Annotated in this window: 9 protein-coding genes and 1 pseudogene; 5 read left to right on the forward strand and 5 right to left on the reverse strand. The window is 64.6% G+C overall.

Features of this window, described 5'->3' with window-relative positions; all coding sequences use genetic code 11:
- Positions 1–149: 149 nt before the first annotated feature.
- From ADK57_RS52630 to ADK57_RS34520, 3 genes and pseudogenes are all read left to right on the forward strand, one after another.
- Positions 150–569, forward strand: a pseudogene (locus tag ADK57_RS52630) (DUF4291 family protein); the annotation flags it as partial.
- 221 nt (positions 570–790) lie between these two features.
- On the forward strand, positions 791–1,459 hold the full coding sequence (locus tag ADK57_RS34515) for a HEAT repeat domain-containing protein (RefSeq protein ID WP_053753606.1): 669 nt from the start codon (positions 791–793) through the stop codon (positions 1,457–1,459).
- Positions 1,460–1,462: 3 nt separating this feature from the next.
- The gene (locus tag ADK57_RS34520; RefSeq protein WP_053753607.1) at positions 1,463–2,467 is read left to right on the forward strand and encodes a MerR family transcriptional regulator; all 1,005 of its coding nucleotides are present in this window, start codon (positions 1,463–1,465) and stop codon (positions 2,465–2,467) included.
- 152 nt (positions 2,468–2,619) lie between these two features.
- On the opposite strand, the gene msrA is transcribed toward ADK57_RS34520, so the two are convergent.
- Positions 2,620–3,132 (reverse strand): peptide-methionine (S)-S-oxide reductase MsrA, encoded by a 513-nt coding sequence (gene msrA / locus ADK57_RS34525; RefSeq protein WP_053753608.1) that lies wholly within the window; start codon positions 3,130–3,132, stop codon positions 2,620–2,622.
- Between the two features lie 442 nt (positions 3,133–3,574).
- Here msrA and ADK57_RS51635 point away from each other — a divergent pair, with 442 nt between their 5' ends.
- A complete protein-coding gene (locus ADK57_RS51635) occupies positions 3,575–3,988 on the forward strand; it encodes a hypothetical protein (RefSeq protein WP_063786057.1) in 414 nt (137 codons plus the stop codon).
- Between the two features lie 361 nt (positions 3,989–4,349).
- Here ADK57_RS51635 and ADK57_RS34535 read toward each other — a convergent pair whose 3' ends face one another.
- Both ADK57_RS34535 and ADK57_RS48190 read right to left on the reverse strand, forming a co-directional pair.
- Positions 4,350–5,927 (reverse strand): Rieske 2Fe-2S domain-containing protein, encoded by a 1,578-nt coding sequence (locus ADK57_RS34535; protein ID WP_053753609.1) that lies wholly within the window; start codon positions 5,925–5,927, stop codon positions 4,350–4,352.
- 178 nt (positions 5,928–6,105) lie between these two features.
- Positions 6,106–7,365 (reverse strand): YqiA/YcfP family alpha/beta fold hydrolase, encoded by a 1,260-nt coding sequence (locus tag ADK57_RS48190; protein ID WP_078973508.1) that lies wholly within the window; start codon positions 7,363–7,365, stop codon positions 6,106–6,108.
- 951 nt (positions 7,366–8,316) lie between these two features.
- On the opposite strand from ADK57_RS48190, the gene ADK57_RS34540 reads away from it, so the two are divergent.
- Complete coding sequence (locus tag ADK57_RS34540; RefSeq protein ID WP_053753610.1) at positions 8,317–9,423, forward strand: serine hydrolase domain-containing protein; 1,107 nt, start codon at positions 8,317–8,319, stop codon at positions 9,421–9,423.
- A gap of 109 nt (positions 9,424–9,532) precedes the next feature.
- On the opposite strand, the gene ADK57_RS34545 is transcribed toward ADK57_RS34540, so the two are convergent.
- Together ADK57_RS34545 and ADK57_RS34550 are read right to left on the reverse strand one after the other, a co-directional pair.
- Positions 9,533–9,814 carry a hypothetical protein gene (locus ADK57_RS34545; RefSeq protein ID WP_053753611.1) on the reverse strand — a complete coding sequence of 94 codons (282 nt, stop codon included), beginning with the start codon at positions 9,812–9,814 and terminating at the stop codon, positions 9,533–9,535.
- Between the two features lie 21 nt (positions 9,815–9,835).
- Positions 9,836–12,370, reverse strand: a complete 2,535-nt coding sequence (locus ADK57_RS34550) for a tetratricopeptide repeat protein (RefSeq protein WP_159050203.1) — start codon at positions 12,368–12,370, stop codon at positions 9,836–9,838.
- Positions 12,371–12,419: the final 49 nt, after the last annotated feature.

Consider the following 12,419-nt stretch of genomic DNA (forward strand, 5'->3'; position numbering starts at 1 on the left):
TCCGACGCCTGCCATTCTCCGGGAACGAGTCCGCGTCCTCCAGAGTGCCTCGGAGCCACTGCTTACTCCGCCCAGGGCGCCGCGCCAGGTGGAGAGGCCTGCCGCAGCCCGATGGGACAGCCTTGCGGCATACGGTTCAGCCGGGCCGTCTGACCGGCAGCACAGTCCTTCCCATCTCGTCCCGCTGGGGGCTACGAGGAGGCTTGACATGGATCAAGCCGTCGTTCCTGTGGATGATGTACCGCTGCGGCTGGGGCGCGAAAGCGGGGCAGGAGACCGTCCTGGCTGTCGGGATCAGCCGTGACGGCTTCGAGTGGGGGCTGCGTCACGCGTGTCTGTCGGGCTACGTCCGCGGGGTGTACCCCGACCGAGCCACCTGCCGGCGTCAGTTGAAGCGTGCGCCCGCTCGCGTGCGGTGGGACCCCGAGCGGGACCTGCGCCTACAGCCCCTGCCGTACCGGTCCTTGCAACTCGGTCTCTCCGGTGAGGCCGCACGACGGTACGCGGACGAGTGGACGGTCGCCGTCCGCGACGTGACCCCGCTCGCCCACGAGATCCACGCCCTTGTTGAACTCGACCGCCGAACCAGTCACAGCTTCGTCATGACCTCGTCCAGGGAGATCAGTCCTGCAATGGTTGCCGGGCAGACCACCGATTCCATGGTCAAGGTGCCATTCACGTCGTCCCCCGGGTGGGCCCTCAAGACCGGCGAAGGTGCGAAGTCGCCCGGTGAGCCTTTGACCTTGACACGGTGACAAGGCCTTCACTGCTTGCCAAGGAGGTGGTCCCGATGACCGCGAGACAGGACACGGATGCGATACGAGCGCTCCAGGGCCTGGAGGACGGCCGTTCGTCCGTGCGACTGCGGGCGGCACTGGCGGTCGGCACGACGCCGGACGCGCGCTACGTCGACAAGCTCATCGAGCGATGCGCGATCGAGCCCGAGTTCTTCGTCCGCGACATGCTGACCTGGGCGCTCACCCGCCACCCGGTGTCCGTCACGCTCCCCGAGCTGCTCCGCGAAGTCCGCTCGGAGCGTGCGCAGGCACGGAGCCAGGCCCTGCACACGCTGTCCAAGATCGGGGACCCGCATGGGTGGCCGGCGATCACACGGGGGCTCCTGTCCGACGCCGACGACGAGGTGGCGCGGAGCGCCTGGCGGACCGCGGTCGTGCTCGTGCCGGAAGGCGAGGAGTCCGGGTTGGCCGCGGTGCTGGCGACGCAGCTCGGGCGCGGGGAGCGGGAGACGCAGCTGAGTCTCAGCCGGGCGCTGGTCGCGCTGGGTGAGGTCGTTCAGCCGGCCCTGAGTGCTGCGACGACGGCCCCTGACCGGCGGGTGCGCACGCACGCGCTCGCCACGGAACTGCTGCTGCGCGACCCGGATGCCGGATTCGAGTTCGCCGTCGAGGAGGCGAAGCGCGTCGTGGCCCTCGGTGGGTCCGGCCAGGAAGGACGATAGGCAGTGTTGATCGGTGAGGTGGCGCGACGGTCCGGGGTCAGTGCCCGCATGCTCAGGCATTACGAGTCGCTCGGCCTCTTGCGGCCTTCGGGTCGTACGGGCTCCGGCTATCGGGAGTACTCCGGCGAGGACATCCGGCGGATCTTCCACATCGAGAGCCTGAGGTCACTGGGACTGTCGCTGCGTGAGATCGGACGCGCGCTCGACGATCCCGGCTTCACGCCCTCGGCGCTCGTCGACGACCTCATCCGTCAGACGCGCGAACGCATCGCCGCCGAGACCGAGTTGCTCGCGCGGCTCCGCCGGATCGATGCCGCGGAACCCGCCGGCTGGGAGGACGTCCTCCAGGCCGTCGCGTTCCTCCAGGCGCTGGGGTCGAAGAGCGCTGCCGCGCGCCAGCGCGCGGCCCTTTCCTCGGTCGACGAGGTTCCGGTGCCGGTGGAGGCCCTGGTCGAGGCGGTACTTCGGGAGACGGAGCCGAACGTCGCCGGAGCCCTTCGATGGGCGCTGGCGCGATCGGGCGACGGCGGCACGGCACTGCTGGCGGAGGGCCTCGGTTCACCGGTGGCCGCGGTGCGGGAACGTGCCGTTCGGTCCCTCGCCGAGATGCCCGGTGACGAGGCCACCGCCCGGCTGCGGGACGTCCTCGCGAACCCCGATGCCGTGGTCCGCGGCCATGCGGCTCTGGCGCTCGGGACGCGTGGAGTCGCCGACGCGGTCCCGGCACTCATCGACCTGATCGTGGAGGGAAGGAACGACACCGATGCAGCCGATGCACTGAGCATGCTGTCGAGCGACACCGCGACGGCGGATCAGATCGCCACCAGGCTCGTCGACCGCCTCGCCCACGACACCACTGACGCGCCTGCACGCGTACGGCTGACCCAGGCGCTGGCGGACATCCCGGGGAGCACGGCCGCAGACGCCCTCGTGGAGCTGTCGCACGACGGGAACCGTGCCGTTGCGCTGACTGCGGCATACCTTCTTCAGCTACGCGACGCACGGTGACGAGCTGGGCGGCACGGTGACGAGCTGGGCGGCACGGTGACGAGCTGGGCGGCCTGCCCCGACTGTGTACCGCTTGTGTAGGGCAAGCGCGGCCCGGCGGGCTGCGGAGCCTCCGCCGGTCAGCCTCCGCCGTCCGCCGGGCCGCCTCGCGGTCAACCGTCGGCGCGGGCGGGCAGCCGCCATCCCGGGCGCGGGAAGTGGCAGGTGTAGCCGTCCGGGTAATGCTGCAGGTAATCCTGATGCTCGGGCTCGGCCTCCCAGAAGGGGCCCACCGGCTCCACCTCGGTGACGACCTTGCCCGGCCACAGGCCGGAGGCGTCCACATCCGCGATCGTGTCCTCGGCGATCCGCTTCTGCTCGTCGTCCACGTAGTAGATCGCCGAGCGGTAACTGAGGCCGATGTCGTTGCCCTGGCGGTTCTTCGTGCTCGGGTCGTGGATCTGGAAGAAGAACTCCAGGATCGCGCGGAAGTCGGTCTTCGCAGGGTCGAAAAGGATCTCAATGGCCTCCGCGTGCGTGCCGTGGTTGCGGTACGTCGCGTTCGGCACGTCGCCCCCGGTGTATCCCACCCGGGTCGCCGTCACGCCCGGAAGTCGGCGGATCAGCTCCTCCATCCCCCAGAAGCATCCGCCCGCCAGCACGGCCCTCTGCGTCTGCCCAGCCATTGCGGCCCTCCCATATCTGTCAGCTCGGTCACTCGGGCTGTTCGGCCGGCACACCAACGGCATCCCACGCCCACCCTCCTCAACGCGCGAGGGTTCCAGGCGATTCCGTGCCGGTCCGACCGGCCCTGCGGTCACGGACCACCGGCCACGGCGAGAAGCGCACCGACCTGTTGTCCACCCCCACGCCGGCGAGGCCGCCGAACGCTCAATCTCTCGCGTCCTGTCCCACCGGGGTCGCGCCCGCGCCGGAGACCACAGAATGGTAGGTCTGCAACCTCGCGCCCCTGGACCGGATGCGCTGCCGACCGCCGGACAGTACGACGGCACAGCCGGTCAGCGCGTCGTCAGGCTGATCCAGCTGTGCGGCATCAGCCGTCCTGGAATTGCTTTCGGTCATACCGCCCGCGCCCGGCATGATTCGTCCCGCCCGACGATTACAGACATGACGACTTCGGGGGCAAAGAGCAGTCGGCTCGGCGGCTTAGGACAGTGGTGGGGCGTCTTGGCCGGCGCCCTCCTCATCGCGGCATGGATCAATGAAGCAGCGGGCCCAGCGGTGATCATCACCCTGTCCGCGGTGGTCCTACTCTGGTCCTTCTTCCAAGCCCCGGTGACCTGCGGGGCTCCGGTCAGAGGACGAGCGGATGGCTGTCGCAACAACGCGACCGGCATTCTCATGGGCTGCCACATCCATCAGCACCGCTGGCAGAAACTCAAGATGCTGATCTTCCGGCGGCGTGTGCGTGAGTTCTGCTCCGGGCTGTTCTCAGACGGCAAGGCCACCCTCGTCACGCTCGCGGCAGCAGGCAGCTTCCTCTCAGGACTGGTGGCGCTCATACCTGGCGTCGCCGTCTGAGACAACGGGTCACATGACAGCAGAGCCTGCCGGGACGGGGGTCAGGCTGAGTGACCCGTTCGAGACGAACTGGGGGCGTCTTGCCCGACGGGCATTACTCCTGTCGAAGAGTGAGGCCACCGCCTCGATCAATCCTCTCGGCAGGGCTGTAGGGGGTGGGCTGCCATGGCTGAGCTCTGGAATGCGATCGGCGCCCTGGTCAGTCCCCAAACCGGAACACGGTCACAGCCTGCCCGATTCGCCGGAAAAGGTGTTGCGTGAGCGCGATGAGCTGGCGGCGGCGTCCGGATATGCGACCACCTTCCCGGACAACGTGCTCGATGCTCCGGCACTGGCATCGGTACGCACGGCGACGATGACCTCATGCACCTGGGCCAGGCGCGGCGCCACCCCGGTCCTGCCGCCCAATGGGTGCGGCGCGAATATCGCGGCCATCCGCGACCAGGCAGCGGCCGGTGGGAAGGTGGTAGTCCCAACCGTGCATGGTGCACGTGAGCACATCGTCTTCAATCCGCCCGAACTGGCTAAGGTCGGCCTGGAGATGCGGGCAGCGGCGCTGTACGCGCCAGTTGTCGAGCACGATGTCCTCGTCGTTTTCCTGCCTGGCACGGTAGTAGCTCTCGACGTAGTCGATGCGCTCGACGGAAAGACAAGTGAGGAACATGTAAACGAATTCGTTGTAGGGGCCGATCCGATTCGCGCGGAATCGCAGCGAGAGCAGAAGGCTATTGGACCAGTCGGGCTCACGCCGCGCGATGTTGGTGGCTACCAGATCTCCGGTGGTAGACAATGTGTAGCGGCATTTTTCTCCGTCCCATTGGCGAACCTGTCGCGTGGGGAAATCGATCACGATCGGGACGTCACCGATGTCCAGCCGCACCGGGCCGCCGACGCCGGCACAGATGTGGTCTGCGCGGGCCAGTAGCGGTTCCCACCACTGTTTCAGCGCCGCAATGAGTTGTTCCCGTGGCAGCGCTGGAGAGCGAGATGCACGTTCGGCTGAGAGACGGGACTGTTGCCTGCGAGCATAATCCTGTAGGTATTCTCGTTTGTTACTGAAAAACAGCTCAATCCGCTCCGGAGTGTGACGGTGCGTGAGATTGAAGTGATTCTTGCGCACTTCGGTGACGGTTCCCGGGAGGAGTAGGTGCGTAGACGTCTTCGGTAGCTTCTTGGCGAGCTGCTCACGGAACTGCTGCTGGTCGATGAAGATACTCTCTCCGTCGAGCCCTGTGCCGTTGAGGTCGAATAGGTCGTGGTCGAGAAAGCACGGTGGCCCCGAGTTGGGAAACACATGCTTTGCCTGTAATGCGTCGATGTAGCGCAGCGCGCGATCGAACTGCCACTGTCGTTTGCGAGCAGCGAACTCCCGCTTCGCACGCTGCGGCATCTGATACACCATGGGGAACCAGATTGCTCCGGAGAACTGCAGGAAGTGCGCATCAACCTCCCCGAACGCATGAATTGCCTGAACATCTCGCGGGTGTGCGTCGTTCTGGTTCAGCAGTACCGTCTCGCCATCGTCCAGCGCCAGCATGGAGTCGCCGATGGGACCATCGCCGGGTCCCGCCAAAGCAGTGATCATGATCCGCAGCCCGTCTCGGTCCACGGGCGAGCCGCTCCGTGTGCGCAGGAATTCCGTGAACCCCAGTTCACGCAGTTCACGCTCCAACTCCGCGGTCGCGAACGCGGGTAGGAGCACTGTAGCGTCCTTCCGCACATGCTTGTTCAAATTTTCTGCGTCAAAGTGGTCCCTATGCAGGTGCGAGATGTAAAGGTAGTCGGCGGCCCGTCCGTAGTAGGCCCAATCAAGATCGCTGTTGTCGGGAAACGGGAACCATGAGCCGAAGAATGCGGGGTTTACCCAGGGGTCACACAGCACTGATCCGGCGACTGTCTCGATGAACAGCCCTGCATGTCCGAGCCCAGTCACACGCATGGTCAGTCAGCACTCCAATGCTTTACGCAAGTTATTGCCCTAGTGCCGTGGAGGGCTTGTTCTGCAGCGGCACAATGATGGAGAGCAAGAAGAGCTTACGGACGACTTAAACCCAAGTCGGGGCAACCTGGTGAAATGCATCGCACATCAACGCGCTTGAGACGTGCCTATTTTTTCGTCAGACCAAACCGTCGCGATATCCAAAAGTACAAAGCCGTAGCGGCCCTGTGTCATCCCCCCGCTCCCTCTGCCTGCGATATACAACACCTAGCTTGTCAACCTCGATTATCTCGATCTCCTGTCTCACCGAAGACCGCAGTACTGAAACTGCGGTAGTTTTATCATAGACGGGGCGAAAACCGGAACCCAGCACAAGGCGGAGTGCGGAGTGGCTCGCCTTTCCGACTTCCACTAATTGCTCTGTTATCTGGCGTTGCCCCAGTCGGGCAAGTCGGCGACCTAATCCCCTTCCTTGATATCTCGGAAGTACTCCACATGCCCCCCACTTTCCATCAGCTCTTACCTGTGAACATCCGACAATTCTCGATCCATCTCGAGCCCAGACCAAGATCCCCGGATCCTCTGTCATTCTACGGACAAGAACATCCCTAGGATGACTGAGGGGGCCGTAAGAAGAAACTATAATTTCCGTAGCCTCTGCCACGAAATCAGGCATCTTACTCAGATCTCGAGAGGTGTAGAGACCGAACCTGAAACCGGATTCCGAGGACTGCATGAAACCGGAATCCGACTTCTCAGAGAAGAAAGAAGCGACTCGATCCCAGGATTTTGCCCCCATTTGTGAGAGTCTATGATCCGCTTCCGATTCCTCAATTAGAGTGGAATCGGGCAACATTTCATGCAAGAGCTCGGCATCATCTCGGGATATCACATCATCCTTGGCGCCGTGAATGATGATCGCCGGTATGTTTATGGCGTCAAGTTCGTCGGAGGTGGGCGCCGAGTACGCGTCAAGAAGCTCATGAGATACAGCGATGCTTCTATTCACGGCGTGATGAGGAAAGCTTTTCCATCCTCTTTCTAGCCATTCATCCGCTTGCTTGGATCCTATCATTCTAAGGAGCGATGAACGAAAGTCGGCGGTCGGGGCCAGTAGAGCCATCGCCTTTAACGGCAGATCTCCGTCCGGGCTTCGTTTTCGCAACTCAATCATCGAGCCGACGAGGACCGAAGCCCCCATGCTGCTTGCGACAGCATAGGTGTTGTCGTGTTCGTTCAGCAGGTTGACCACCACCTCGATCATGGCAGGGAAAGATAGGCGTGCAAAATCCGGAAGGTTTAGGTCTGGGCATAAAAAATCGATGCCATTCGCCTCGCAGGCGGCTTCGAAAATGCGCGCCTTACGGCTTTTCGGACCTGTCGCAAAGCCGTGCAGGTATAGAATCCTTGGCATTTCCTGAGAATCTCGCAATGTCATCTTCCGCGCCCAGTTCCCGACCGTGAGAGTCTGACGTCGTGCACAGTAACCCAGTTGGAATCGACTGCTTGAACAGATGCCTGAGTGGGATTATTCTCGACGTACATACTCTTCCCTACCAACATGGGGCTGCGCCAGTGAAGAACCAACACCCCCCTGCGGTGTCGGGCATGCGGTTCTGTGAAGGTGCCTATGAGTTCGTCACTTCGCCAACGTGCTCGCACTTTGAAGTGGTGAACTGCAGAATCCGTATACTGGGTGCCGTTGAGTCTCCGCGCCACGGAGAAACTCATCCAGACGCGTGTACCCCATTGCCTGATCACTACTTCGCCACTGGGTCGGTTCCTTCCATTGGACGAGAATTGATAGTAGGTCCATGAACCGGATATATTGCGGACTCCGCGACCGGTGACTCTAAGGGCGGTTGGATACAGGTAGACAGCCAGGGCTATTAACGCACTCGCCAATACGCTCGACGCTACACCGATGATTAATTCCATTTCGTTCCCCCGGCCAATCAATGGAATCGGAACGGCAATGTGCGCATACGGAAGCCCGACTCTTACCCAGATACGCTTTCCAGTCAATCATGTTCTTAAGCGCTCTCGGGGATACATTCTCAAAAGATCTTGTGATCAGCGTTGGCATAGGATGTTGCTCCCGTGACTCCCTCAACCGGCATGCCCCACTGCACGGGCGTCGACCTTCGAATTGTCAATGCCGATCATCAGCGGCGAGGGGCGCGACTGCCGGCCAAGGTCGTGCGTGCGGTCACGCGGGTCGGAGACGCCGGTATGGTTCGGGTCGGCATGCTCCGTGCGCCTCAGCTTCCCGACGCACTCCAGTGTCCATTTCCTCACTTGCATGCGGTGGCGACTGGAGCGCTCAACGGGTGGGCCCGGATGGGAAACTCGGTTGCCTCTGATGGCCCGATGGGGCTAGATACCGCCCATGGCTGACATTCAGGGCTCGTACGACGATCTGTTCACGGCCGTGCCCGGTGCGCTGGCCGCGTTGCTGGACGCCGGGGACGCGGGCGGCTCGGTGGCGGTCTTCGTGGACGGCGAGCCGGTGGTGGACGTGTGGGGTGGGTTCGCCGATGCGGGCCGTACGGTCCCGTGGGAGCGGGACACGATCGTCAACGTCTGGTCCGTCACCAAGACGATGACGGCGCTGTGCGCGCTGGTCCTGGCCGACCGTGGCGAGCTCGACCTCGCCTCGCCGGTCGCCCGGTACTGGCCGGAGTTCGCCGCGGCGGGCAAGGAGAAGGTGCTGGTGCGGCACCTGCTCGCGCACACCGCGGGCCTGCCCGACTGGGAGGGGCCGGTCGACGAGCTCTACGACTGGCCGTCCGCCACGGCACGGCTGGCCGGGCAGGCGCCTCAGTGGGAGCCGGGCAGCGCGGCCGGGTACCACTCGGTCACGCAGGGATTCCTCGTGGGCGAGGTCGTACGCCGGATCACCGGCCGTAGCGTGGGCGAGTACTTCGCCGACGAGGTGGCCGGACCGCTGGGCGCCGACTTCCACATCGGGCTGTCCGCCGAGCACGACCACCGCGTGGCGCTCACGGTCCCGCCGCCGTCCCGGGACGAGGACTACACCGCGAGTGCGCCCGGCGGCAACGCGAAGCCGTCCGCCGCGACCGGGATACGGGTCCGCGACGGAAACAGCGTCGCCTGGCGCCGCGCGCAGATCCCCGCGGGGAGCGGATTCGGCAATGCCCGCTCGGTCGCCCTCGTGCAGTCGGTGATGGCGTGCGGAGGAGCGGTGCGTGGGGAGCGGCTGCTGTCGCAGGCCGGCTGTGACCGGGCCTGGGAGGAGCAGTTCCACGGCGAGGACCGGATCCTGGGCATGCCGGTGCGCTATGGCCTGGGGTACGGGCTGTTCGGCAGCACCTACGGGTGGGGCGGCTGGGGCGGCTCGTTGGTCATGATCGAACCCGAGGCCCGGATGGCGGTGGCGTACGTGACGAACCAGATGCGCGAACCCGCGGACGACAATCGGGGACTGGAGATCGTCATGTCCGCCTACGACGGGCTCAACGGTCTGCGGGCCTGATTCCAACGGGTCACATGGCAGGGCGGTGGGCCGGTGGGCGGTGGGCAATCGGGAATCAGTGGCTGACGAACTGCTCACCCACCTACGCCCGTGAGCCCACCAGACCGCTTCAAGGTTGGATCGAGATCGTGTAGTTGCCGACGCCTCGCGCCGAATCGACGAAGATCCGGAAATTACCCGTCCACCGCGGCGTCACCGTGCATGCGGCATCACTGTCGGGTGCCAGGTCCCACGCCACAAGGTTGTCGTTCTCGTCGTAGACGCGGACGTCGAAATCCACGCTTGACCGCTCGGGCAGGACGTAGATGCTGTACGTGACGTAGGCGCGCAGCACCACGTCGTAGTAGTCGGACCGTCCCGGCCAGACCCTCCCGGTGCCCACAAGTGCCATCGCGATTCCCCCTTGACGCGATTAGGAGCTGAGCATTCCCAGCAGGATTGCCCGCTGTTCCTGCACCCAGTCGATGGTTGGGTCGAGCCCCATCGAGCGATCGAAGTCCAACAGGGCTCTCGAGTAATCTCCAAGTGCCTTGTACGCCAGCCCGCGATATCCCACGGCGACCGCGCTGTCGGGGTCCAGCTCCAATGAGCGGTCGAGGTCGTTCAGGGCTTCTTCGTAGCGCCCGAGTTCCAAGTAGGACATGGCACGGTCGCGAAGCAGGAATGCCTCGTTCGCGTCCTGCTCGGCGGCCTGGTTCAAATCCCTGAGCGCCTCGCCATAACGGGCCAGTTCCCAGTACTGCCCTCCGTCGACCGGGCGCGCGGAGATGTCGTCATAGTCCACCTCGTACGCCTGGACCCAGGCCTGTCGGCCATCGGAGTCGGAGGCCGGCACCGAGTGGGGTGCGCTCTCTCCGGGCAGCGTGGGAGTGAGGTCGGGATCCAGCGCGAGCGCCCGGTTGAAGTCCCTTACCGCCGCGGCGTCCTGTCCGAGAGTCTGGTAGACGGTTCCCCGAGTGATCAGTGCCTGCGCGTTGTCGGGTTCCAACTCCAGGGCTCGGTCCAGGTCACGGAGCGCTTCCCCGTAAAGTCCCAGCTCGCGATACGTGTCTCCCCTGCCGTGCAGCGCGAAGGCGTTGTCTGGTTCCAGCCTCAGCAACCGGTCGAGGTCGCGCAACGCATCGTCATAGCGCTGGAGATTTCGGTAGGCCGTTCCCCGAAGGACGAGGGCCATCACGTTGTCCGGTTCCAGCCGCAGCGCGCGATCGAGGTCGCGCAACGCGGCGTCCTGGTCCCCGGTGGCCAGGTGGACCGTGCCTCGGGCGGTGAGTACGTACGGATCTTCCGGTTTCAGTTGCACTGCTCGGTCGAGGTCCCGCAACGCCTCCTCGTGACGCCCCAGCTCCTGGTACGTGGCTCCCCTGCCGTGCAGCGCGGAGGCGTTGTCCGGTTCCAGCCGCAGCAGCCGGTCGAGGTCGCGCAGCGCGGCGCGATACTGGGCGAGCCCCCAGTAGGCGGCGCCTCGTTCAAGGATCGCCACCGTGTTGTCCGGTTCGAGTACCAGGGCCCGGTCAAGGTCCCGGAGTGCCTCGTCGTTGCGCCCGAGGGCCGCGAGGAGGGCACCGCGCTCGACGAGCGCCGCCGTACCGTCCGGTTCCAGTGTCAGCGCCCGGTCCAGATCGAGTAACGCCTCATCGTGCCGGCCGAGTTCACGATGGCCGACGGCCCGCCTGATCAAGGCCGCCGGACCGTCCTGTTCGGCCGACTCCGATTTCCCCTCCGGCTCCCGCACGGTCTCGGAACGCGGTGAGCGAGGGTGGCGACCGCCCGGCTCCGTTGCCGTTTCCGGGCGCGGCGGCCGCTGCTGTCCCGATGGGACGGTCGCCGCCTCGGAAGGACCGGATTGCGCGACCTCGTCGAAGATCCGGCCGTCATGGGTTCGCGAATAGAGCACCGGAGTGCCCCACTCGAAGTTGTTCACTTCGCTGAGAATCGCGCGGCGCCCGTCATAGACTGCCGCATCCAATGGATAGCCGTCGGCGATGGTCTGATAGAACTCGCGGGCGAACGCGATGGCGGCGACATCAGTGATTTCGAACTGCATCGCCACAACGGCCGGCAGGCCTTGCTGGATGAGGCTCTGCGCCGGACCTGCGAACGGATCGCTGCCGCTCCCCCTGCCGCCCTCGCAGGCGTTCAGCACCGCCAGCCGTATGCCGCGATCGTGGAGCATCCCACCGATTTCCTCACCGGTTACTTTACGTCCGTTCCCGTTCGGGTCCTCCACCATGAGCACGCCGTCCTGCCAGTCCGGCAGGTAAACGCCATGCCCGATGAAATGGAAGACGTGGAATTTCCCATGCCGCAGGCGTCGATGCAGGTGGGTCAGCGTCGCGCCCTCAAGTCGTTCGACGTAGACCTGGCCGGCGGCCTTCAGCTCGGCGAGAGCCTGGTTGACCTGATTCCATTCCTGCTCCACATCCAGGGGTGCCAGGCCGTTGGGGCTGGAAATCATGACGAGCACCCGAAGCGGTGCCTGCACCGTGAGCGGATTCGGACGGTCGGGCATCTCCAGGTAGCGCACCAGCGGGGTCCACCGGGAGTGGACGAAGAAGCGTCTGCGGTCCGAGTCGTACAAGAATTCCCATGGAAGTTCCGAGATTCTTCCCGAAGCGCCGAGCCGCAGCAGGATGCGCAGACCGCAACCGGCCCGGTCGACCTCCCTGAGGCTGCTCTCCAGTGCGACTTTCAACGGCCCCTGGAACAACGACTTGTAGAGCCGCCCGCCGAAGTCCTTCAGCGGCGCCAGCTCGGGATTTCCCGGGCCGCGCGTGCCCTCACCCCTCGATCGACTCACCTTGAGCCGGAAATTCTCCAACTCCAGGACGGACGGCAGCTTGAAGTCCTTCTCGGTCTTGTACTCGCCGACCGGGGAACGCACCGAAGCTCGATACCTATCGGGTCTCGTGGGCTCGATAGAAATTTCGAAATCTTGATAGGTGATCACGCTGCACACCCCCGCCTGCGCCCTGGCCGGCGGCCGATCACGACGATCA

It is taken from the genome of Streptomyces sp. MMG1533 (assembly GCF_001279775.1).
In the GTDB taxonomy this organism is placed as follows: Bacteria; Actinomycetota; Actinomycetes; order Streptomycetales; family Streptomycetaceae; genus Streptomyces.